Raw genomic sequence first — 23,416 nt, forward strand, 5'->3', positions numbered from 1 at the left:
TGCGCTAACAGTCAGAATCGAGCCTTGTCCCTCCTCCTCCCTTCAAGTCCTACCATACAAGCGAGCCTGCTCGCGAAGGCGTCAGTCGCCTAAAACACAAACCGCCCATCAAACACCGGCTTGTCATCCAGCGCCAACACCCCGCCAGAAAAGATCAGATCCAGGTGATGACTGCCCTTGGCGCCACCGCCCAGTCCGAGATGCAGCCCACAATGCCGCTCCTCAAACCCGGCATTACGGGCATACAGATCCTTGACGCCTTCATTGGTGCCAATCCCCAACTCCTCAATCCGTCGGTTCGACGGGTTGGCATCCAGGTACTTGTTGAAATCATGCTCCAGTCCCGGCACGTCGGTGGCGATGCGGCTGATGGTCGAGTTCTCGATCCACAATTCCAGCGGCGATTCCAGCACGCCGTACTTGCGCGCGAACGGGATGGTGCTGAGGAAGGTGCCCTTGAACTTCACATGGCCGTTGATAGCTTCGCTGTGGGTGGCGATTTCGCCGGGGGCGAGGTCGAAGTTGCCGACGCCATTGATGTCGGTCCACTTCTTGATGCTGCTCATCGGCGTTTCGAACCATGAGCCGTGGTCATCCTTGAAACTCAGCGTGGTCGCTTGGGACATGCGCTGGATCAGGTGACTGTTGAGCCCGGCGATGCGCTGCGGGGTGATGCTGAAAGTGTCGTAGAAATAGTCGCCGTAATCCTTGAACAGCAGCGACTTCTTCCAGTTTTCCGCCATGACCGCTTGCAGTGCGCGGACGAACTCCGGGCCATCGGGACGCGGGTTGGGCAGGGTGGAAGAGTCGTAGAAGAAAATGTACAGATCGCTGTCGGCAATTGCCTCGGACAGCGCTGCGGTACTTTCCAGGTCCAGACGCCGGGCGCTGAACTGAAAGCGCGGATGCTCGCCGGCCTGTTCGGCAATGGCGCCGGTCAGGGCTTCGTAGTCGGCAGTATGGCCGAGCATGACCTTCGCCGAGTCGAGGCCGGCGAGGGCTGGGTGATGTTCGAGGTAGTAAAGGAAATGCGAGATGGCGCGGGGCTTGTCCATGAATCCTCCCTGACTGACCGGGAAATGAAGCGGCAGGCACGACCGGCCGGACCGTGCCTGCCCGGGATGTCTTACAAAGGCCACATCGCCGTGCCGAACGGAACCACTGCGTCGGCTTGCATCATTTCCACAGCGGCCTCATGGGTTGGCGCTTCAAACCATTCGTCCAGTTGCAGTTCGGTATCCAAGTCTTTTTCCAGTGCTTGCATGGTCGATCTCCTAGAGAATTTCACGGTTTATGACTGACCGGTCGAGGTGGCCGGTGAGACGTGAAGAACCTAGTTGAGCGTTTTTGTGAATGCAAAAATTTATCCATTTAATTTTTAAATAGACTTTTTGTTCTGTTTTTCGCGATGAATTTTCTTATTTGAAAACAAAAAACTAGGTCGGCGAAATTGATAGCAAGCTAGCGACCGTCAATATGCAGACGTCCTACAGAAATTTCTGCTTCGGAAAATATTCGTTACAGCTTGTAAAGAAAACCTGACGATATTGGCCCGCCAACGCGGTGATTTCCCGTCTCGCCATCCGTTGTAAGGAAAAGCTTCCGTAACCCGACGGAGCGTGCGCCACGCAGGGCTCTGGCGCGCTTGTTTCCAGCCTTCAGGCAGGGTGTGATGCGCCCCATGCCTGTCGTGCAGGCGAATAACAAGAAGGAGGCGCAATGAACGCCGCGACTGATTTCCACTTCTCTCCGTGGGACGGTTTTCTCCTCGTCCCCGTCGATGGCCTGCAAAGGCCTGACTCATATTTTGCAGCCGCTCGGCACTGTCGAGGCGGACACGCGCAATCCCGGCAACCGACACGCTGATCAGGCGGGTCTGGCAGCAGGGGGTTAGCGGTGTACAATGCGCCGCGTTTTAACTGTGACCCTCTGCGTAATCGCAAAAATCTCGAGGCTATCCGCCTTGTTCACTCCGCCGCGCCACAAGCGTGCCGGGTTCGATTTCGTCACAGATAAAAACAAACAGGTGACGCATGACCGTTGTAAATGAGCTGAACTCCTGGTGCCTGCGCTGGGGTTTGATCGGGGCTGCCTGAAATCGCAACCTTGCAGCAACGTCTACTGAACATCATCAAACCTTGCGTGAGACCTTTTTCATGAGTGGACAACCCTCGCAATCAGGCGAGCTTAAACGCGGCCTGAAAAATCGCCATATTCAACTGATCGCCCTCGGTGGCGCGATCGGTACCGGATTGTTCCTCGGTTCTGCCGGGGTACTGAAATCCGCCGGCCCGTCGATGATCCTCGGCTACGCCATTTGCGGCTTCATCGCCTTCATGATCATGCGCCAGCTCGGCGAAATGATCGTCGAAGAGCCGGTGGCCGGTTCCTTCAGCCACTTCGCCCACAAATACTGGGGCGGTTTCGCCGGGTTCCTGTCGGGCTGGAACTGCTGGATTCTGTACATTCTGGTGGGCATGTCCGAGCTGACAGCGGTCGGCAAGTACATCCATTACTGGGCGCCGGACATCCCGACCTGGGTCTCCGCTGCTGCATTCTTCGTGCTGATCAACGCGATCAACCTGGCCAACGTCAAAGTCTTCGGTGAAGCCGAATTCTGGTTTGCGATCATCAAGGTTGTGGCGATTGTCGGCATGATCGCGCTGGGCAGCTACCTGCTGGTCAGCGGCCATGGCGGCCCGCAAGCCTCGGTCTCCAACCTGTGGTCCCACGGCGGTTTCTTCCCCAATGGGGTAAGCGGTCTGGTGATGGCCATGGCGATCATCATGTTCTCTTTCGGCGGTCTGGAAATGCTCGGTTTCACCGCCGCTGAAGCCGACAAGCCGAAAACCGTGATCCCGAAAGCGATCAACCAGGTGATCTACCGCATCCTGATTTTCTACATTGGCGCACTGGTGATCCTGCTGTCGCTGACCCCGTGGGACAGCCTGCTGGAAACCCTCAACGCCTCGGGTGATTCCTACAGCGGCAGCCCGTTCGTACAAGTGTTCTCGATGCTCGGCAGCAACACCGCCGCGCACATCCTCAACTTCGTTGTGCTGACCGCCGCGCTGTCGGTATACAACAGCGGCACCTACTGCAACAGCCGCATGCTGCTGGGCATGGCCGAGCAGGGCGATGCGCCGAAAGGTCTGGCGAAGATCGACAAGCGCGGTGTGCCGGTGCGTTCGATTCTGGCGTCGGCGGCAGTGACGCTGGTTGCCGTGTTGCTCAACTACCTGATTCCGCAGCACGCGCTGGAACTGCTGATGTCGCTGGTGGTTGCGACGCTGGTGATCAACTGGGCGATGATCAGCTACTCGCACTTCAAGTTCCGCCAGCACATGAACCAGACCAAACAGACGCCACTGTTCAAAGCGCTGTGGTACCCGTACGGCAACTTCGTCTGCCTGGCGTTCGTGGTGTTCATCCTCGGCGTGATGCTGCTGATCCCGGGGATTCAGATCTCGGTGTACGCGATTCCGGTGTGGGTGGTGTTCATGTGGGTCTGCTACCTGATCAAGAACAAGCGCAGTGTGCAGCCGGTGGTGGCTGCGACCGCGAAATAACCTCGCAGGCAGAAACGACAAACCCGGCCAGAGTGCCGGGTTTGTTGTTTTGAAATGGAAAAATCTGACATCACACCGAACCCTGTGGGAGCGAGCCTGCTCGCGAAAGCGGTCCATCAGAAACATCTGCATCGACTGACACACCGCCTTCGCGAGCAGGCTCGCTCCCACAGAGGTTGAGTGAATCAGGTTATCCTGCACGCTCTGATTACGGACGCTTTTCCATGCTGGTGATTTCCAACAATGTGCATCTGCCGGATGCCGAGATCGAACTGACCGCCATCCGCGCGCAAGGCGCCGGAGGGCAGAACGTCAACAAGGTCTCCAGCGCCATGCACTTGCGCTTCGACATTCCCAACTCGTCGTTGCCGGAGTTCTACAAGGAACGCCTGCTGGCACTGCGCGACAGCCGTATCACCAGCGACGGAGTGCTGATCATCAAGGCGCAGCAATATCGCACCCAGGAAGCCAACCGCGCCGATGCGCTGGAGCGGCTGGTCGAGTTGATTCTCAGCGCCACCAAAGTGGAAAAGAAACGCCGCCCGACCAAGCCGACCCTCAGTTCGAAGAAGCGTCGGCTGGAGTCGAAAACCAAGCGCGGCAGCATCAAGGCCGGGCGCGGCAAAGTGGATTTTTAAGCCTCGCGGTATTTTGCCGTGTGCCTGTACAGATACACACTCAAGCCAAGTCCGCTCAACGCCGCGAAGGCTGCGAACAGAAAGATCGAAGCAAAACCGAACCCCGCCGCAATCGCCCCGGCCAGCGGCCCGGTGATCCCCAGCGACAAATCAATGAACAGCGAATAGGCACCGACCGCCGCGCCACGGCTGGAGGCCGGCACAAGATTCACTGCTTCCACGCCCAGCGCCGGGAACACCAGCGAGAAGCCGAAACCGCTCAGCGCCGCACCGGCCAGTGCCCAATGCGCATCCGGCGCAATCCACAGCAACAACAAACCCAACGTTTCCACCGACAGGCAGGCAATCGCCACGCGGAAGCCGCCGAGGCGGTTGATCAGGTTGCCGAACAGCAGCCGCGCGCCGATGAAGCTGGCGCCGAACAGGCTCAGGCACAGCACGGCGTTGTCCCAGTGCTGGGTCGCGTAATACAGGGTAATGAACGTGGCGATGGTGCCAAAACCGATCGAGCCCAGCGCCAGTCCGCAGCCGTGGGGGAAGACTTTGCCCAGCACGTGCATGAACGGCAGACGTTCGCCGGCGACGATTGGCGCAGCGGTTTTTGGCCATGCCAGCGCCAGACCGAGCAAAGCGAGGAGGATGATGCTCACGCCCATGCTCCACAGCCCCAACCTGCTTACCAGCCACACACCGAAGGGCGCGCCGATCGCCAGGGCGCCGTAACTGGCGATGCCGTTCCAGGAAATCACTTTCGCCGTATTCGCCGCGCCAACCCGGCCGATGCCCCAGCCAATCGAACCGGAACCGACCAGGCTTTCCGCGCTGCCCAGCACCAGACGGCCAATTAAAAGGCTGATCAGACTGACCAGCGGCAGGTTCGGCGTCCACGCGGAAACCAGCATGAACACACCGCTCAAGCCGCAACCAGCGAGGCCAATCATCACTGCGCGTTTACTGCCCTGGTTGTCGATGATCTTGCCGGCATATGGACGGCTGAGCAGGGTGGCGAGGTATTGCACGCTGATCACCAGCCCGGCGATCACGGCGCCGAAACCCAGGTCACTGTGGACATAGCCCGGCAGCACGGCCAGCGGGATGCCGATGTTCAGGTAACCGATGAAGGTGAAAAGGACGATGGAGACTACTTGCAGCGTAACCGTCAGCGGACGCTGGGGCTCGGGTATAGACGACATGGGTAACGATCCACGGGAGCAGCAGATTAGATAGGCTGCTCATGATACCGGCGTGAACCGCTCAAGGGCGGGGAAAAGTAAAACTATTTGCCGGGCGGCGTTTTCAGGATTTTGCCGGGGCGACCAGTTGCGTGGTGACGAGGGCGGCGAGGGCGTTTTCTTCGCTGCCGAAACGTTCGAGCAGGGCAGCTTGCTTCTCGGGTGAGAGGCGATTCCAGATCTCGATCATCTTCTCGGTGGCGCCGATCAGCACGGCAGCTTGGCTTTCGGAGAATTCGTCGGTCATGGCGGGCTCGGATTTCAGGCAGTGTGGAAAGCGCATGTTAGCGCTTTCCACACGGTCTGTACGGCGGGTCTTACTCTTCGCTGTCGGCTTTGCGGCTGTCAGCGGCTTCTTGCGGCTCGGGCTTTTCGGCGCCGGCGTGTTGCGGGGTCGTCTGCTCAGGTACGTGCAGGCTTGGGAAGGGGAGATTGGGAATCTCGTGCATGGGTGCGCTCCTCGCTAAGTCTGTTGATAGATCAGGTGCTCCGCGCTTTACAAAGCCTGCGCAGGATACAGCAGGAAAAATGACAATCAGACTTTTAATTCAAATTAATGCGACAGATGGCCGCAGGGGAGGCAAGAGCTGGGTTTGCTGATCGTTCCCACGCTCTGCGTGGGAATGCCTCAATGGACGCTCTGCGTCCGCTGTTGGGACGCGGAGCGTCCCGGGCTGCATTCCCACGCAGAGCGTGGGAGCGATCAGTCGGGCGGGGGGATTATTTGCAGGCGTCGGCGATGGCGTCCGCGAGCAATGCGAGGCGGGTGGCGTCGATCCCGGCAACGTTGGCCCGGCCCGAGCTGACCATGTACACGCTGTGCCGCTCGCGCAGGGTTTTCACCTGTTCCGGCGACAGGCCGGTGTAGGAGAACATCCCACGTTGCACACCGATGTGTGCGAAACGCTCGCGCAAACCATGCGGTTCCAGCGCTTCGACCAGACCGCTGCGCAACTGCGCGATCCGCAAGCGCATCGCTTCCACTTCATCGGCCCAGCGCGCCTTCAGCTCTGGGTCGGCGAGGATGGTCGCGACCACTGCCGCGCCGTGATCCGGCGGCGTCGACCACAGGTGGCGGGCGATATTGGCCAGCTGGCTGCGGATGTCGATGAGCTTGTCGGCGCTGGTCGCGCAGACGATCAGCGCACCGGTACGGTCGCGGTACAGGCCGAAGTTCTTCGAGCAGGAACTGGTGATCAGCAGCTCCGGCACCTGCGCCGCGAACAACCGGGTCGACCAGGCGTCCTGCTCCAGACCATCGCCAAAACCCTGATAAGCGAAGTCGATCAGCGGCAGCAGATCGCGGCTGCGCACCACTTCAAGCACGCGCTTCCAGTCGTCATGGCTCAGGTCGAAACCGGTCGGGTTGTGGCAGCACGCATGCAGCAGCACCACGTCGCCCTTCGGCACTTCCCTGAGCACGGCGAGCATCGCTTCGACGTCGAGGCGGTTGTCACTGCCGACGTACGGGTAGTGGCTGACCTTGACCTTGGCAGCGGCGAAAATGGTTTCGTGGATCGGCCAGGTCGGGTTGCTCAACCACACGCCTTTGCCCGGCAGGCATTGCGCAATGAAGTCGGCCGCCAGACGCAGGGCACCGGTGCCTCCCGGGGTCTGGGTGGCGCCGGCGCGTTGTTCGGCGATCAATGCCGAGTCGCTACCGAGCACAAGCTCATTGATGACCTTGCCGAACAGCGGGTTGCCGTGGCCACCGATGTAAGTCTTGGTGTCCTGACTTTCGACCAGTCGCGCTTCGGCGATTTTCACCGCTTCCGGGATCGGCGTCAGGCCCTGGGCATCCTTGTAGACGCCAACGCCGAGGTCGAACTTGCGCGGATTGGCATCCTGCGCATAGGCCTCCATCAAACCGAGAATCGGGTCGCCGGGGACCCGGCCGATGGCGTCGAAGTGCATTACTTGCGTCCTTCTGCGGTCTTGGCCACTTCGTCAGTGCGCGCAGCCATGATGAAGTCGTTGCGGTGCAGGCCTTTGATCGAATGGCTCCACCAGGTCACGGTGACTTTGCCCCACTCGGTCAGCAGGCCCGGGTGGTGACCTTCGGCCTCGGAGATTTCGCCGACGGCGTTGGTGAACGCCAGCGCGTGTTTGAAGTTCTTGAACAGGAAAACTTTTTCCAGCTGCATGATGCCGTCGCGTACTTCGATGTTCCAGTCAGGGATCTGCTTGATCAGGATCGGCAGTTCTTCATCGCTGACTTGTGGCGCATCGGCGCGGCAGGCTTCGCAGTGGGCTTGGTTCAAAGTCGACATGGTGTATTCCTGAAAACGAGTGTGTTTTTTATTAAAGCGCGTGTGCCGCCAATGCCGTCACGCTAAAGCAAAGTGGCGGCGACGGACAGACGCAATTGTCAGCAAAAGTCGCGGTTCAGGCGGCTTTGGGTTTCGGCGGAAATTTCGGCGCGTGCAAGCCCAACTGCATGCCCTGACGAACCATGGCCATGATGTCTTCATGGGCCACGTCGAACAGGCGCTTGAGATTGGGCAGGACGAAGTACAGCGGCTGCAGGATGTCGATGCGATACGGCGTGCGCATGGCTTCCAGGGGATCGAAAACCTGATGCTCGGGCTCGTCCGACAGGCAGTAAACGGTTTCTTTCGGCGAGGACAGAATCCCGCCACCGTAGATGCGCTTGCCTTGCGGGGTGTCGACCAGACCGAATTCGATGGTCATCCAGTACAGCCGCGCCAGATACACGCGCTCTTCCTTGGTCGCTTGCAGGCCGAGCTTGCCGTAGGTGTGGGTGAATTCAGCGAAGTACGGGTTGGTCAGCAACGGGCAATGACCAAAGATCTCGTGAAAGATGTCCGGCTCTTGCAGGTAGTCGAGTTCTTCGCGGGTACGTATGAAGGTGGCGACGGGGAATTGCTTGCTGGCAAGCAACTCGAAAAACGTCTGGAAAGGAATCAGCGCCGGCACCCGGGCAACTTGCCAGCCGGTGGTCTCGCCGAGGACTTTATTGATCTCGGCCAGTTGCGGGATGCGGTCGTGGGGCAGACCGAGTTTTTCGATACCGTCCAGGTATTCCTGGCACGCGCGACCTTCAATCACCTTCAACTGGCGAGTGATCAGCGTGTTCCACACTGCATGTTCTTCGGCGGGGTAGTCGATAAAACCTTGCGCATCGGGCTCGCGAGCCACGTATTGCGTCTGCTTCATGCTGCTCTCCTGCTAGGAAATTCGTTTTTGTTATGTCCAGCGATGGCTAAAGGAATACCCCAGAGCGCGAAGCTGCGCAGCATGTTGAGCGGTGAATGCGTAGGAAAATTCTGCTGGTTTCGTAAACTTATCGTTACGCCTTGTCGGATAATGCGCATTTACGGTGATTGGCGGGTTTGAAAAGGGCAGGGGCTGTCACATAATCTTGACAACTATCTGCGTGCCCCGACGAAAAACAGTTCGGCGCGCAACGCGTTTCCCTGTGGGAGCGAGCTTGCTCGCGAAAGCGGTGGGCCTGACACATCAATGCAAGATGTGCCGCCGCCTTCGCGAGCAAGCTCGCTCCCACACGGGCATTGGTCAATTTCCCAATCTTGTCGGGCCTTTTTCTATGCGCATCAAAGTCCACTGCCAGAACCGCATCGGCATCCTGCGCGACATTCTCAATCTGCTGGTGGCGTACGGGATCAACGTTGCCCGCGGTGAAGTTGGCGGTGAGCATGGCAATGCGATCTATCTGCACTGCCCGAACCTGATCAACATCCAGTTCCAGGCGTTGCGCCCCAAGTTCGAGGCGATCGGCGGGGTGTTTGGGGTCAAGCGCGTCGGGCTGATGCCCAGCGAACGCCGGCACATGGAACTGAATGCGTTGCTCGGCGCGCTGGAGTTTCCGGTGTTGTCGATCGACATGGGCGGCTCGATCGTTGCGGCCAACCGCGCGGCGGCGCAGTTGCTCGGCGTGCGTGTCGATGAAGTGCCGGGGATTCCGCTGTCGCGCTACGCCGAGGATTTCGACCTGCCGGAACTGGTGCGCGCCAACAAGTCGCGGATCAACGGCATGCGGGTCAAGGTCAAGGGCGACATCTTTCTCGCTGACATCGCGCCGCTGCAATCGGAACACGACGACAGCGAGGCCATGGCCGGCGCCGTATTGACTCTGCACCGCGCCGATCGGGTCGGCGAGCGCATCTACAACGTGCGCAAACAGGAGCTGCGCGGCTTCGACAGTATCTTCCAGAGCTCGAAAGTCATGGCCGCTGTGGTCCGCGAAGCGCGACGCATGGCGCCGCTGGATGCACCGCTATTAATAGAAGGCGAAACCGGCACCGGCAAGGAACTGCTGGCGCGCGCCTGTCACCTCGCCAGCCCGCGTGGACAGTCACCGTTGATGGCGCTCAATTGCGCCGGGTTGCCGGAGTCGATGGCCGAGACCGAGTTGTTCGGCTACGGCCCCGGCGCCTTCGAAGGTGCGCGGGCCGAAGGCAAGCTTGGCCTGCTCGAATTGACCGCTGGCGGCACGCTGTTTCTCGATGGCGTCGGCGAGATGAGCCCGCGTTTGCAGGTCAAATTGCTGCGCTTTCTTCAGGACGGTTGCTTCCGTCGCGTCGGCAGTGATGAAGAGGTGTATCTCGATGTGCGGGTGATCTGCGCGACCCAGGTGGACTTGTCCGAATTGTGCGCGCGCGGCGAGTTTCGCCAGGATCTCTATCACCGCTTGAACGTACTGTCGCTGCACATCCCGCCGCTGCGCGAATGCCTCGACGGTCTGACGCCGCTGGTTGAGCACTTTCTCGACCAGGCCAGTCGGCAGATCGGCTGTCCGCTGCCGAAACTGGCCCCGGCGGCGATGGATCGCCTCAGCCATTACCACTGGCCGGGCAACGTGCGGCAGCTGGAGAACGTGCTGTTCCAGGCGGTTTCCCTGTGCGACGGCGGCACGGTCAAGGCCGAACATATTCGCCTGCCGGATTACGGCGTGCGTCAGCCGCTTGGCGATTTCTCCCTCGACGGAAGTCTGGACGAGATCGTCGGGCGTTTCGAGAAAGCGGTGCTGGAGCGCTTGTATTCCGAGCACCCGAGCAGTCGGCAGTTGGGCAAACGGCTGGGGGTTTCGCACACGACGATTGCCAACAAGTTGCGTGAGTATGAGGTTGGCAAAACCTCCGAAAGCTAAGTAGAGCGTTTGTGGCGAGGGGATTTATCCCCGATGGGCGGCGAAGCCGCCCCGCTTTTCCTTCCCAGCGACCTCATTTGCAGGCTTGGCGACTGCTGCGCAGCCGAACGGGGATAAATCCCCTCGCCACAGGATCGCCATCCCCGCCGAACTCAGGATTGCCACTAACCGGCATGACACCGCCGGTTTTTCGTCTTCGACCCATTTCAGATTCCCCCTCCGATCCCCTCAAGTCCCCTGTTTGCCGGGCCTTCGCCCGCCAATAAAAAGTTGGTCTGCAAATTGCTTATGGCTGAGCAGTACAGCGGTGGGCGGCAAACGTCCGGCATGCAGAGGAAACACAGTGGACAAGTACCTTTATGTGGCAATGACCGGCGCCAGCCAGAACGCACTGGCGCAGCGGGCGCATGCCAACAACCTGGCGAACATCTCCACCAACGGCTTCCAGCGCGACCTCGAGCAGGCGCGTTCGATGCCGGTGTTCGGTGACAGCTTTCCGGCGCGTGCGTTTGCCATGAGCGAACGTCCCGCCACCGACTTCACGCCGGGCTCGCTGGTGCAGACCGGACGTGAACTCGACGTCGCGGTATCCGGCAACGGTTTCATCGCCGTGCAAAACCCCAGCGGTGGCGAAAGCTACGTGCGCACCGGCAGCCTCAACATCGACGCCCTCGGCGTGTTGCGCGCCGGCAACGGCATGCCGGTGATCGGTAATGGCGGCCCGATCGCCGTGCCGCCCGAGCAGCAGGTCGAAGTCGGCGAAGACGGCACCATCAGCATTCGCGCAATGGGCGAAGGTCCGCGCGTCATGGCCGAAGTCGACCGGATCAAGCTGGTCAACCCGGACATCAAGAACATGAACAAAGGCCTCGACGGTTCGATTTACACCAAGGACGGCCAGCCGGCGCAAGCCGACGCCAACGTCAAACTGGTCTCGGGTTTCCTCGAGTCGAGCAACGTCAATGCCGTGGAAGAAATGACTTCGGTGCTGGCCCTGGCCAAGCAGTTCGAGTTGCACGTCAAGATGATGAACACCGCCAAAGACGACGACCAGGCCATGGCTCGGGTCTTGCAGATCAGCTAATTATCAGAACGTCGCGCCGTAAAACAGGCGCACGAGGAGAATCGAATGCTTCCGGCTCTATGGGTTGCCAAAACCGGTCTGTCCGCCCAGGACACCAACCTGACCACCATTTCCAACAACCTGGCGAACGTCTCGACCACGGGTTTCAAACGTGACCGTGCCGAGTTCCAGGACTTGCTCTATCAGATCAAGCGTCAGCCAGGCGCCCAGTCGACCCAGGACAGCGAACTGCCGTCGGGTCTGCAAGTGGGTACCGGTGTGCGCATTGTCGGCACCCAGAAAAACTTCACCGCCGGCAGCCTGCAAACCACCGAGCAGCCGCTGGACATGGCCATCGACGGTCGCGGTTTCTTCCAGATCCTGCAGCCGGACGGCACCACGTCCTACACCCGTGACGGTACTTTCCACCTCGACTCCAATGGCCAGATCGTCAACGCCAGCGGTTTCGCGCTGGAGCCGGCGATCATCATTCCGAACGATGCGCAGACCTTCACTGTCGGCCGTGACGGCACCGTGTCGATCACCATCGCCGGCAACCCGGCCTCGCAAGTGATCGGCAACCTGCAGACCGCCGACTTCATCAACCCGGCCGGCCTGCAAGCCGTGGGCAACAACCTGTTCCTGGAAACCGCTGCTTCCGGCGCGCCGCAGATCGGCACCCCGGGCCTCAACGGTTTCGGTACCACGCTGCAGAACACCCTGGAAACCTCGAACGTCAGCACCGTTGAAGAGATGGTCAACATGATCACCACTCAACGCGCCTACGAGATGAACTCCAAGGTGATCTCCACCGCCGACCAGATGCTCTCGTTCGTAACGCAGAATCTGTAATCCAGTCTTTGGGGCGGCCTGAGGTCGCCAGCAACACCGTGAGGTAGGGTCATGAAGCGCTTTGTATCTGTTCTGGCATTGAGTGGGGTCGTCTCGCTCGCGGGCTGCGTCGCCCCGACGCCCAAGCCCAATGACCCTTACTACGCCCCGGTGTTGCCGCGCACACCGTTGCCGGCGGCTGCCAATAACGGCTCGATCTATCAGGCCGGCTTTGAGCAGAACCTGTACAGCGACCGCAAGGCGTTCCGGGTCGGTGACATCATCACCATCACCCTGAACGAGCGCACCCAGGCGAGTAAGAACGCCAACTCGCAGATGGACAAGAACAGCGATAACTCGATCGGTCTGACCTCGTTGTTCGGCTCCAGCCTGACCACCAACAACCCGATCGGTGGTGGCGACCTGAGTCTCAACGCCGGCTATAGCGCCGACCGTTCGACCAAGGGCGACGCCAAGTCCGGGCAGAGCAACAGCCTGACCGGTTCGATCACCGTGACCGTGGCCGACGTGCTGCCCAACGGCATCATCGCCGTGCGTGGCGAGAAGTGGCTGACGCTCAACACCGGTGACGAACTGGTGCGCATCGCCGGCATGGTCCGCGCCGATGACATCGCGACCGACAACACCGTGTCGTCGACCCGCGTCGCCGATGCGCGCATCACCTACTCGGGTACCGGCGCGTTTGCCGATACGAGTCAGCCAGGCTGGTTCGACCGTTTCTTCCTCAGCCCGCTGTTCCCTTTCTAGGTGGCTACGTTGAATCTGAAAAGCCTTATGGTGGCCGCGTTGTTGATGTCTGCGGCGTTCACCGCACACGCCGAGCGGCTGAAAGACATCGCCAGCATTTCCGGCGTGCGCTCCAACCAGTTGATCGGTTACGGCCTGGTGGTCGGGCTTAACGGCACCGGTGACCAGACGACGCAGACTCCGTTCACCCTGCAGACCTTCAACAACATGCTCTCGCAGTTCGGCATCAAGGTGCCGCCGGGATCAGGCAACGTGCAGTTGAAGAACGTCGCGGCGGTATCGGTGAGCGCCGATCTGCCAGCGTTTGCCAAGCCAGGTCAGCAGGTCGACATCACCGTGTCTTCGATCGGTAACTCCAAGAGCCTGCGCGGCGGCACCTTGCTGCTGACGCCGCTCAAGGGTATCGACGGCAACGTCTATGCGATCGCTCAGGGCAATCTCGTGGTTGGCGGTTTCGACGCTGAAGGCCGCGATGGTTCGAAGATCACCGTCAACGTTCCGTCGGCCGGTCGCATCCCTGGCGGTGCGTCGGTGGAACGTGCGGTGCCGAGCGGTTTCAACCAGGGCAACAGCCTGACGCTGAACCTCAACCGCTCCGACTTCACCACCGCCAAGCGCATCGTCGACAAGGTCAACGACATGCTCGGCCCTGGCGTCGCCCAAGCCATCGACGGCGGATCGGTGCGGGTCACTGCGCCACTGGATCCGAGCCAGCGCGTCGACTACCTGTCGATTCTGGAAAACCTCGAAATCGATCCGGGTCAGGCGGTGGCAAAAGTCATCATCAACTCGCGTACCGGCACCATCGTCATCGGCCAGAACGTGAAAGTGTCGCCAGCCGCCGTGACCCACGGCAGCCTGACCGTGACCATCACCGAAGACCCGATCGTCAGCCAGCCGGGCCCGCTGTCCAACGGCCAGACCGCCGTCGTACCGCGCTCGCGGGTGAATGCCGAACAGGAAGCCAAGCCGATGTTCAAGTTCGGCCCGGGCACCACCCTCGACGAGATCGTCCGTGCGGTGAACCAGGTCGGCGCGGCACCGGGTGACCTGATGGCAATTCTCGAAGCTCTGAAGCAGGCCGGCGCATTGCAAGCCGACCTGATCGTGATCTGAGGCCGGCCACCATGGATATGCGCAAAAGCGGTCTGGTCAGCAGCAGCGATTCGGGTTCCTACTCCGACCTCAATCGTCTGAACCAGCTCAAGGTCGGCGACAAGAACAGCGACGAAAACATGCGCAAGGTGGCGCAGGAATTCGAGTCGCTGTTCCTCGGCGAAATGCTCAAGTCGATGCGTTCGGCCACCGAAGCGCTCGGCCAGGACAACCCGCTGAACACGCCGGCGGCCAAGCAGTATCAGGAAATGTACGACCAGCAGCTGGCGGTTTCCATGTCGCGGGAGGGCGGTGGTATCGGCCTGGCCGACGTGCTGATCCGGCAGATGTCGAAGAACAAACCGATGGCGCCGGGCGAGGCTGCGGCCGCGTCCGCCGCCAAGCAGCAGGAAGCGCTGGCCAAGGCCGCCGCCGTGCCGACGCCGATTGCCGCCGGCACCGTCGCCACCGGTCCGCTGTCCCGCGTCAACGGCGAGCGTCCGTTGTGGGCATCGCGCTCGGTGCATGCGCCGAACAACACCGATATTGCCCATCGCAACGACATGGCGCTGATCAACCAGCGGCGTCTGGCATTGCCGCCGAAACTGGCCGATCGCTTGCTCGCCGGTCTGGTGCCGTCGGCGCCGAGCGTGGCCACTGCGACCACTGCAGCAGCGACCAACGCCTTGCCGCAACGTGCTGCGACTACCGCCGTCACAGGCTCCGGCGCTTTGTACAACGGCGACTGGCTGGCCCGTGCCGAAGAGCAGAAAGCCGCTGGCGGGCAGATGCAGGTTTACGGCCGCGCCATGGCGCAGATTCCGTTGGCACCGGCGAAGAAGGCCTTCAGTTCCGCCGACGAATTCGTCAACACCATGCTGCCGATGGCCAAGGAAGCCGCTGACCGCATCGGCGTCGATCCGCGTTATCTGGTGGCGCAAGCGGCGCTGGAAACCGGTTGGGGCAAATCGGTCATGCGCGCCCAGGATGGCAGCAGCAGCCACAACCTGTTCGGCATCAAGGCGAGCAGCAACTGGAAGGGCGATTCGGCCCGCGCGATCACCAGCGAGTTCCGCAATGGCGCGATGGTCAAGGAGACGGCCGAGTTCCGTTCCTACGCCTCGTACAAGGACAGCTTCCACGATCTGGTGACGTTGCTGCAGAGCAACAATCGCTATCAAGAAGTGCTGAAGTCGGCCGATAACCCAGAACAGTTTGTACGCGAGTTGCAGAAGGCCGGTTACGCCACCGACCCGAACTACGCGACGAAGATTTCGCAAATTGCCAAGCAGATGAACAGTTTTGAAAACTACGCTGCGGCGGGTGTCTCCACCACGCCTTTATAAGGCACCAGGTAATAAGGTCTGAACCATGAGTTTGCTCAATATCGGGATGTCGGGACTGTCGGCCAGCCAGTCCTCTCTGGCTACGACAGGCAACAACATTGCCAACGTCGACACCGCCGGTTATTCACGTCAGCAAACCGTGCAGGGCACCAAGTCCTCGCAGCAGTACGGCAGCGTTTTCATCGGCACGGGCACGACCCTGGCTGACGTGCGCCGGGTGTACAACTCGTACCTGGAATCGCAGCTGCACACCGCGACTTCGCTGGACAGCGAATCGGCTGCGTTTCTCAAGCAGGCGACGCCGCTGGACGCCATGCTGTCGGACACCAACACCGGCCTGACCGGTGTGCTGCAGAAATTCTTCACATCGATGCAGGGCGTATCGACGTCGGCCACCGATGACACTTCGCGTCAGTCGGTGCTGACCGGCGCGCAGGCGCTGACCAGCCGTTTCAATACCCTCGCCAAGCAGCTCAACGATCAGAACACCACCATCAACGGCAGCCTCGGCGACATGACCGCCCAGGTGAACAAGCTCGCCACGGCGATCGCCAATCTCAACCAGAAGATCGGTGAAATCTCCACCAGTGGCGGGGCGCCGAACGACCTGCTCGACAGCCGTAACGAAGCCGTGCGTCAGCTCTCCGAACTGACCGGTGCCCAGGTCGTCGAGCGCGGCACCAGCTTCGACATCTATGTCGGCAGCGGTCAGCCGCTGGTCATCGGCAACACCACCAACAGCCTGAGCATGGTTGCGAGCAAGACCGACCCGTCGCGCATGTCGATCCAGATGGATCGCGGTTCGAGCACCATCGACATCACTTCGGTGATCAGCGGTGGTGAAATCGGCGGTCTGCTGACCTATCGCAAGGAAGTCCTCGACCCGTCGCTCAACGAGCTCGGTCGCGTCGCTCTGGTGATTGCCGATCAGATCAACAGCCAGCAAGCCCAGGGCATCGACAAGAACGGTGACTTCGGCGCGGCGATTTTCAACAACATCAACAGTGCCGCCCTGATCAGTCAGCGCAGCATTGCGAAGGACGGCAACAGCGCCGGTTCGGGCAACCTCGATGTGACCATCAAGGACACCGGCAAGCTGACCACCAGCGATTATCAGGTGACCTTCACCAGTGCCACCGATTACACCGTCAAACGTTCCGACGGCACCGATCTGGGCGCATTCAGCACCACGACCAATCCGCCGCCAGTGATCGACGGTTTCACCCTGGCCTTGAATGGCGGCGCGCTGAGCGCGGGTGACTCGTTCAAGATCACGCCGACCCGCAACGCGGCGGCGAGCATTCAGACGGTCCTGACCGATCCGAAGAAAATCGCTGCGGCAGGTCCGCTGACCGGCGTCGCCAGCGCCAACGGTCTGGGCACTTACACCCAGCCGACGCTCAGCGACAAGATCGACATCTACAACCCGACCGCCCAGGCTGACATGCAGGCGGCGCTGAAGAATTCGACACCGGTCAAATTGGTGTTCGGCGCAGCCAGCGGTGGCAGCCAGTCGTACAACCTGGTCGACGCCAAGGGCGCGACCATCGGCACCGGCACCATCGTGCCTGGCCAATCGAACACGCTGAATTTGAAAGTCGGCATCGTCGATGCCAGCGGCAACCCGGTGATGGACACTACCGTCACGCCGAACGTGCAGAAGACCTTCACCGTACAAACCACCGTGGGCGGCACGCCGAAATCCGGCGAGACCTTCACCATGAACCTGACCGGCGCGGCGTCTTCGGACAACCGCAACGCCCAGGCACTGGTCGCATTGCAAACCAAACAGACCGTGGACACCGGTTCGGCGAGCAAGGGCATCAGCCTGACCGACGCCTACAACACCCTGGTGACCAACGTCGGTACCAAGACCGCCCAAGGCAAGTCCGACAGCGCCGCGACCACGGCGATTCTGGAGAACGCCAAGGGTGCCCGCGATTCGCTTTCCGGGGTCAACCTGGACGAAGAAACCGGCAACCTGGTCAAGTACCAGCAGTACTACACAGCGTCTTCGCAGATCATCAAAGCTGCGCAGGAAACTTTCGCCACGCTGATCAACAGCCTTTAAGGAGTCGTAATTCATGCGCATTTCCACCGCCCAGTATTACGGAACGCAAGCTTCGGATTATCAGCGTAACTTCAACAAGGCCGTTGCCACCGCGAGCGAGGCGAGCAGCCTGCAGCGTATCAACACCGCCGCCGATGATCCGATCGGTGCCGGGCGCTTGCTGCAATTGGGCCAGCAGGCAGCGATGCTCGATCAGTACAAGACCAACGTCAACACCACCAAAAGTGCGTTGAACGTGCAGGAGTCCACGCTGGATTCGATCACCACGGCGTTGGCACGGGCCAAGGAACTTGCGCTGGCCGCGAACAACGGCACGATCACCGACAAGGACCGCCAGGCGTACGCCTCGGAGATGGGCGAGATCCAGCAACAAGTGCTGGGCCTGATGAACGCCAAGGATGCCAACGGCAACTATCTGTTCTCCGGTTCGAAAACCGATACCGCACCGTACTCGAAGAATTCTGACGGCACGTTCAGCTACAACGGCGACCAGACCACCATCGATCTGGGCATCGGCGACGGCATGACCGTGGGTACCAACACCACCGGTTGGGACGCGTTCCAGCAGACCATCAACACCGGCCGCACCAACACCAAAATGACCGCGCCAGCCGTCGATGACGGCCGTGTCGTGCTGTCCAACGGCACCGTCGGCACTGCCGCTACCTACGACGCCAAGTTCACTGCCGGGCAGCCGTATACCATCGATTTCGTCAGCAGCACCCAGCTGAAGATCACCGATGCTTTGGGCAACGACGTGACCGCCGAGGCCAGCCAAAATGGCCTGATCAGCAACAGCAGCGGCGCCAACCAGACTGTCAGTTTCCGCGGCGTCGACCTCAAGCTGAACGTCAACCTGAAGGCCGGCGATACCAATCCGGACGCCGTTATCACAGGGCACAGCTTCCAGCTGTCGGCCTCGCCGGACTCGTTCACCACCACGCGTAATCCGGGTAACCCGTCGACCAGCGTGATCACCGGTTCGACCATCACCGATCAGGCAGCCTACACCGCAGCTTTCCCGCAGGGCGGCGCGGTGCTCAAGTTCACCAGCGCCACCGATTTCGATCTGTATGCCGCGCCAGTGACCGCCGACAGCAAGCCGGTTTCCTCGGGCACGGTGGCCGGCGGTAACGCCACCGCTGCCGGTGTGACCTTCGCGCTGGGCAGCACGCCGGCCGCTGGCGATCAGTTCTCGATCCAGCCGAACAATCACCAGACCCAGAACGTGCTCGACACCCTGGGCCAGATGATCACCGCGCTGAATACGCCGGTTGACGGCGACCCGGTTGCCAAGCAGAAATTGCAGGGCGCGATGGAGGCGGGCCTCGGCAACATCGACGCTGCCGCCAATCAGATCGGCACCGCAGTCACCACCATTGGTGCGCGCGGCCAGGCGCTGGACATGCAGGCCATCACCAACGACAGCCTGACCACGGCGAACAGCACGACCCAGGGTTCGATCCGTGATTCCGATCCGGCTGAAGTCATGACCCGTCTGACCCTGCAACAGACCATGCTGCAAGCCGCGCAACTGGCGTTCAGCAAGATCAGTCAGTTGGGTCTGTTCAACAAGATCTGATGATTGGCGGGCGCGAGCGCGCCCGCCAACGTTGTGCCTCTGTTAATGATTTTTTGCGGTATCAAGGGCTCGTTTTTGCGAGCGGGCTCGTACCGCCTGTGAGCCCGCCGTGAATTCACTTCCTCTCGTCAGCATTGCCATCCCTGCGTTCAATCCGCGCTTTTTCGAGCGCACGCTGAACAGTGCCGTCAGCCAGACTTACAGCAATCTCGACATCGTCGTGTGCGATGACAGTCGTGGTGACGAGATCAAGGACATCGTCAGCCTGGTCATGGAGCAGACCGGGGCCCAAGTGCGCTACGTTCGCAATCCACAGACGCTGGGGCTGGTGGGCAACCTGAAAGCCTGCCTCGAACAGGCGCGCGGCGAGTTCATCAAATTCCTGTGTGACGATGACCTGCTGTATTCGGCCTGTATCGAACAGCAAGCCCATGAGTTACAGCGCGAAGAAGTCAGTCTGGTGATCGCTCAGCGGCTGCTGTGGGACGCCAACGACATCATTCTGCCGGCCCGTTTGGAAAACAGCTCGCTATCACCTGTGAGCGCTTTGCTCAAAGGCGACGATGTCCTCAGTATCTTCGAAAAATTTCCGGTCAACGTACTCGGCGGCTTCAGCAGTGCGTTGTTCCGGCGTGCCGATGTCGCCGAACTGTTGCCCGCTCTGACTGAAGCAGGTGCATGCTTCGTCGCGACCTTGGATTTTGCCTTGTACGTGTGTCTGTTGCGGCGCGGCAACATGGTGACGTCGAACAATGTCCTGAGCGCCGAGCGACTTTACCCTGAGCGCCTGAGCGCGCAGCAACCGATGAAGGATGCTGCCGAGGTTGAGCGCGAGTGGCTTTCGCAAATGCTCAAAGTGCGCAGCGGCGAGTCGGCGCCCGCAAAGGGCTGGGTTCGCTACGTGCGACTGACGAGCGCCGACGAGTCGCCTCGCGTTTGGGAAGAACTGCCGCTGAGCCGTACCCTTGGCACCAAGCAAAGCCGCCAGGAGCTGGGTGTGGGTGTCGACAGCTTCAGTTTCGGCGAGCTCTATGCGCAGTGGCTGGCGTGTCGGGTGCTGACCGAGACGCAGCGCCAATGGTTGCCGGAAACGCTTGCTGGCTGGCCGCAGCAGCCGAGGATCGTGCCGATCGTCATCGATGCGCAGGGTAGCCGCGACGGTCTCGAGCGCACCCTGCAAGCGCTCGCTGCACAGGACTATCCACCGGAGCTGGTGCTGGTACTGTCCGTAGCCTGTACCGAAGCAGTGTTGCAGGATCGCGTGTTCCACATGCCGTTGCAGGGTGACGGTCTGGAGCAGATCAATACGCTGTTGCCACAACTCGAAGGCGCCGACTGGTTCTATCTGCTGCAACCGGGAGACCGCCCGGTGGCACCGGCATTGCTGGTGATGGCCGATCGCATCGCGCATTCGCGGTCGCTGACGTGTCTGTACAGTGATGAAGGCAGCGTGCGCGCCGGCGAATCGGCGGAACCGGCGTTCAAACCGGACTTCAACCTCGACCTCATGCGCAGTTATCCATACGTCGGCCGAGCGCTGGCATTCCAGCGCGAACGCTTCCTCGCCCTCGGTGGATTTGCGCCAACGTTCGCCGAACTGGCGCCACACGACATGCTCTGGCGGATGGTCGAAAGCGATGGCCTGCAGGTTGTCGGTCATATCGCCGAGGTATTGCTGGAGTCGAAATTCGACCTGTCGCAATGGCTCACCGAGCCTGGCGTGGTGGAGCAAAGTCGGCGAATTCTCGAGGCGCATCTGCAGCGCCTCGGCATTGCTCATGAAATCCGCCAGAACGGGCTGCTCAATCGTGTCGACTACCGTCACGCGCAGCGCCCTCTGGTGTCGGTGATCATCGTCACTCAGGACCAGACTGCCGCCTTGCAGCGCTGTGTCGAAACGCTGCTGGAGAAAACCGCCTACACCGAGTACGAATTGCTCCTGGTTGATAACGGCAGCGAAAGCGCTGAAGCGCGGGCGTGGCTGGACGGCATGGCGCAGCTGGGCAGCGACCGGATTCGCGTGCTGCGGTATGCGCAAAAGGGCGATGCCGCCGCTGTGCACAACTTCGCCGCGCGCCAGGCGCGCGGTGAGTACGTGCTGATGCTTAACGCCTTTGCGGTAATCACCCAGGCCGACTGGCTCGATGAGCTGCTCAATCATGCACAACGCCCTGAAGTCGGGGTGGTGGGCGCCAAGCTGTTCAACCCGGACGGTGGGGTGCTGCACGCCGGTCTCATCCTGGGGCTGAATGGGCCGGCGGGACTGCCGTTCTACGGCCAGCCGATGCAGGCGGACGGGTATATGCACCGACTGCAAGCTGTGCATGATCTGAGCGCGGTCGGTGGCGACTGCATGATGATTCGCAAATCGGTATTCGAAGCGGCCGGCGGTCTTGATGAGCAGGATTTCAAGCAAACGCTCAGTGTCGTGGATCTGTGCCTGCGCATTGGTCGCGACGGTTATCTGGTGGTGATGAACCCGCACGCCGTGCTGGCGGTGGGTACGCAGCCAGTTATCGCGGCGACGGAGCAAGAGCAAGCGCAGCACGCCGAGGAGAAGGACACCTTCTATCAACGCTGGCTGCCACTGGTTGCGCGCGACCCGGCCTATAACGTCAACCTGACGTTGCAGGGCGTTGGCGCCAGCAACTTCAGCCTTGAACCGGGCCTGCGTACTGGCTGGAGCGCGTTCTCCAAGGCGCAACTGCCGAACGTGCTCGCGGTTCCGATCAATGCTTCTGCCATCGGTCACTACCGCATGAGTCAGCCAATGATCGAGCTGGAAGCGGCCAACCGGGTGGAGGGACGGGTCTGCTACGGCTTACCGTCGATCATCGATATCGAGCGTCAGTCCCCCGATGTGATCGTCCTGCAAGGGCGCTATTCGGAGCATGCCATTGATGAAATTCCGCCGCTGAAGAAGTTCTTCAATGCCCGACGGATTTTCGAACTCGACGACTATGTCATCGACGTTCCCCATCGCAATGCACATATCCGCAACATGCCGGGCAAGTCGGACATGGAGCGTATGGTGCGCCGAGCGATCGGCCTGTGCGATCGCGTGGTCGTTTCAACCGCGCCACTGGCCAACGCGCTGTCGGACATGCACCACGACATACGCGTGGTGCCGAACATGTTGGCTCAGGATTTGTGGGGACACCTGCGCAGCCAGCGTCGCACCTCGAAAAAGCCCCGTGTCGGCTGGGGGGGCGGCACCAGTCACCATGGCGATCTGGCAGTGATCGCCGACGTGGTGCGCGAACTGGCCAACGAAGTCGACTGGGTTTTCTTCGGCATGTGCCCGGATGATTTGCTGCCGTACATGCATGAGTTTCACGGAGTGATCCCGCTGGATGTCTATCCGGCAAAACTGGCCAGCCTGAACCTCGATCTGGCGCTGGCACCGCTGGAGTTCCACATCTTCAACGACTGCAAGAGCAATCTGCGGTTGCTCGAGTATGGCGCCTGCGGTTTTCCGGTGGTCTGCACCGATACCGAGGCCTATCGCGGCTACTTGCCGTGCACCCGGGTCAAGACCAACACGACCGATGAGTGGCTGCAAGCGATCCGCATGCATCTGGCTGACCCGGATGCCAGTTATCGCATGGGCGATGAACTGCGTGAGGTGGTGCTGCGAGACTATGTTCTGCGCGGCGATAACTTGCGCCATTGGGAGTATGGCTGGCTGGCGGATTGATCTTTCAGATGGGCGACCTATCGGGTCGCCTTTTTTTGGAGCCTTGGCGGCCTTTGGGCCGACCAGGCTTGGGGTTGTTTGGTGTGAATGTTCGGATGTTTCTCTGCGGCGGCTGGCGGTTTCGCCCTTACGGCGAGTCACCTTTTTCAAACGCCGGAGTGCCGGCCCAGCAAAAAGGTAACCCAAAACGCTTGCTCCTGCGTTCGGCCCTCGCAGGCTCGGGTCCCTTCGCTGCGGGATCGATCCGGGCGCAGCGGCTACGGTTTGCTTCGCTGCACCTACGTCCGCTGTGTCTGGCTGCGCCAGACGGTCGCTGCGCTCCCACGCCCGGATCAATCCCTCCACTCAGCCTTCCGATGTAGCCGGTGACGCAAGATCAAGAGCACTCGAGCT

Annotated in this window: 19 protein-coding genes; 11 read left to right on the forward strand and 8 right to left on the reverse strand. The window is 60.8% G+C overall.

What is annotated here, in order from left to right:
* Window positions 1–89: 89 nt before the first annotated feature.
* Together AAEZ10_RS22155 and AAEZ10_RS22160 are read right to left on the reverse strand one after the other, a co-directional pair.
* On the reverse strand, window positions 90–1,055 hold the full coding sequence (locus tag AAEZ10_RS22155) for a M29 family metallopeptidase (protein ID WP_024012077.1): 966 nt from the start codon (window positions 1,053–1,055) through the stop codon (window positions 90–92).
* Between the two features lie 71 nt (window positions 1,056–1,126).
* The gene (locus AAEZ10_RS22160; RefSeq protein WP_003222780.1) at window positions 1,127–1,264 is read right to left on the reverse strand and encodes a hypothetical protein; all 138 of its coding nucleotides are present in this window, start codon (window positions 1,262–1,264) and stop codon (window positions 1,127–1,129) included.
* 892 nt (window positions 1,265–2,156) lie between these two features.
* Here AAEZ10_RS22160 and AAEZ10_RS22165 point away from each other — a divergent pair.
* Window positions 2,157–3,569, forward strand: coding sequence for an amino acid permease (locus tag AAEZ10_RS22165; RefSeq protein ID WP_039761099.1), 1,413 nt, complete (start codon window positions 2,157–2,159; stop codon window positions 3,567–3,569).
* 224 nt (window positions 3,570–3,793) lie between these two features.
* Window positions 3,794–4,207, forward strand: a complete 414-nt coding sequence (gene arfB / locus AAEZ10_RS22170) for an alternative ribosome rescue aminoacyl-tRNA hydrolase ArfB (RefSeq protein WP_350571019.1) — start codon at window positions 3,794–3,796, stop codon at window positions 4,205–4,207.
* Here the strand turns inward: arfB and AAEZ10_RS22175 are convergent.
* The 6 genes from AAEZ10_RS22175 to phhA all read right to left on the reverse strand — a co-directional run bounded on the left by AAEZ10_RS22175 (window position 4,204) and on the right by phhA (window position 8,616).
* The gene (locus tag AAEZ10_RS22175; protein ID WP_350571095.1) at window positions 4,204–5,391 is read right to left on the reverse strand and encodes an MFS transporter; all 1,188 of its coding nucleotides are present in this window, start codon (window positions 5,389–5,391) and stop codon (window positions 4,204–4,206) included. The two genes, arfB and AAEZ10_RS22175, sit on opposite strands and share 4 nt — an antisense overlap.
* 112 nt (window positions 5,392–5,503) lie before the next feature.
* Window positions 5,504–5,686 (reverse strand): hypothetical protein, encoded by a 183-nt coding sequence (locus AAEZ10_RS22180; RefSeq protein WP_039761215.1) that lies wholly within the window; start codon window positions 5,684–5,686, stop codon window positions 5,504–5,506.
* Window positions 5,687–5,756: 70 nt separating this feature from the next.
* Window positions 5,757–5,888, reverse strand: a complete 132-nt coding sequence (locus tag AAEZ10_RS22185) for a hypothetical protein (RefSeq protein ID WP_016771117.1) — start codon at window positions 5,886–5,888, stop codon at window positions 5,757–5,759.
* Between the two features lie 271 nt (window positions 5,889–6,159).
* Window positions 6,160–7,353, reverse strand: a complete 1,194-nt coding sequence (locus AAEZ10_RS22190) for an amino acid aminotransferase (protein ID WP_350571021.1) — start codon at window positions 7,351–7,353, stop codon at window positions 6,160–6,162.
* The gene (locus AAEZ10_RS22195) at window positions 7,353–7,709 is read right to left on the reverse strand and encodes a 4a-hydroxytetrahydrobiopterin dehydratase (protein ID WP_016771115.1); all 357 of its coding nucleotides are present in this window, start codon (window positions 7,707–7,709) and stop codon (window positions 7,353–7,355) included. Before AAEZ10_RS22195 ends, AAEZ10_RS22190 begins: the two co-directional genes overlap by 1 nt.
* 115 nt (window positions 7,710–7,824) lie before the next feature.
* Window positions 7,825–8,616: a phenylalanine 4-monooxygenase gene (gene phhA, locus AAEZ10_RS22200; RefSeq protein WP_056783748.1), complete on the reverse strand. Its 792-nt coding sequence runs from the start codon at window positions 8,614–8,616 to the stop codon at window positions 7,825–7,827.
* A 391-nt stretch (window positions 8,617–9,007) separates the two neighbouring features.
* On the opposite strand from phhA, the gene AAEZ10_RS22205 reads away from it, so the two are divergent.
* The 9 genes from AAEZ10_RS22205 to AAEZ10_RS22245 all read left to right on the forward strand — a co-directional run bounded on the left by AAEZ10_RS22205 (window position 9,008) and on the right by AAEZ10_RS22245 (window position 23,023).
* Entirely contained in the window at window positions 9,008–10,570 is a 1,563-nt protein-coding gene (locus AAEZ10_RS22205; protein WP_016771113.1) for a sigma-54-dependent phenylalanine hydroxylase transcriptional regulator PhhR, read from the forward strand.
* A 343-nt stretch (window positions 10,571–10,913) separates the two neighbouring features.
* On the forward strand, window positions 10,914–11,654 hold the full coding sequence (locus AAEZ10_RS22210; RefSeq protein WP_016771112.1) for a flagellar basal body rod protein FlgF: 741 nt from the start codon (window positions 10,914–10,916) through the stop codon (window positions 11,652–11,654).
* Window positions 11,655–11,699: 45 nt separating this feature from the next.
* The gene (flgG, locus tag AAEZ10_RS22215; protein ID WP_016771111.1) at window positions 11,700–12,485 is read left to right on the forward strand and encodes a flagellar basal-body rod protein FlgG; all 786 of its coding nucleotides are present in this window, start codon (window positions 11,700–11,702) and stop codon (window positions 12,483–12,485) included.
* A gap of 51 nt (window positions 12,486–12,536) precedes the next feature.
* A complete protein-coding gene (gene flgH, locus AAEZ10_RS22220; RefSeq protein ID WP_016771110.1) occupies window positions 12,537–13,232 on the forward strand; it encodes a flagellar basal body L-ring protein FlgH in 696 nt (231 codons plus the stop codon).
* 27 nt (window positions 13,233–13,259) lie between these two features.
* Complete coding sequence (locus tag AAEZ10_RS22225; protein WP_024012083.1) at window positions 13,260–14,348, forward strand: flagellar basal body P-ring protein FlgI; 1,089 nt, start codon at window positions 13,260–13,262, stop codon at window positions 14,346–14,348.
* 11 nt (window positions 14,349–14,359) lie between these two features.
* Complete coding sequence (gene flgJ, locus AAEZ10_RS22230; RefSeq protein ID WP_071171414.1) at window positions 14,360–15,673, forward strand: flagellar assembly peptidoglycan hydrolase FlgJ; 1,314 nt, start codon at window positions 14,360–14,362, stop codon at window positions 15,671–15,673.
* A gap of 25 nt (window positions 15,674–15,698) precedes the next feature.
* Window positions 15,699–17,744 carry a flagellar hook-associated protein FlgK gene (gene flgK / locus AAEZ10_RS22235; protein ID WP_073472814.1) on the forward strand — a complete coding sequence of 682 codons (2,046 nt, stop codon included), beginning with the start codon at window positions 15,699–15,701 and terminating at the stop codon, window positions 17,742–17,744.
* A gap of 13 nt (window positions 17,745–17,757) precedes the next feature.
* The gene (locus tag AAEZ10_RS22240; RefSeq protein WP_130929577.1) at window positions 17,758–19,326 is read left to right on the forward strand and encodes a flagellar hook-associated protein 3; all 1,569 of its coding nucleotides are present in this window, start codon (window positions 17,758–17,760) and stop codon (window positions 19,324–19,326) included.
* Window positions 19,327–19,435: 109 nt separating this feature from the next.
* Window positions 19,436–23,023 (forward strand): glycosyltransferase, encoded by a 3,588-nt coding sequence (locus AAEZ10_RS22245; protein ID WP_323167816.1) that lies wholly within the window; start codon window positions 19,436–19,438, stop codon window positions 23,021–23,023.
* Window positions 23,024–23,416: the final 393 nt, after the last annotated feature.

This window comes from Pseudomonas sp. H26/SER47-MNA-CIBAN-0231, assembly GCF_040310465.1.
In the GTDB taxonomy this organism is placed as follows: Bacteria; Pseudomonadota; Gammaproteobacteria; order Pseudomonadales; family Pseudomonadaceae; genus Aquipseudomonas; species Aquipseudomonas atacamensis.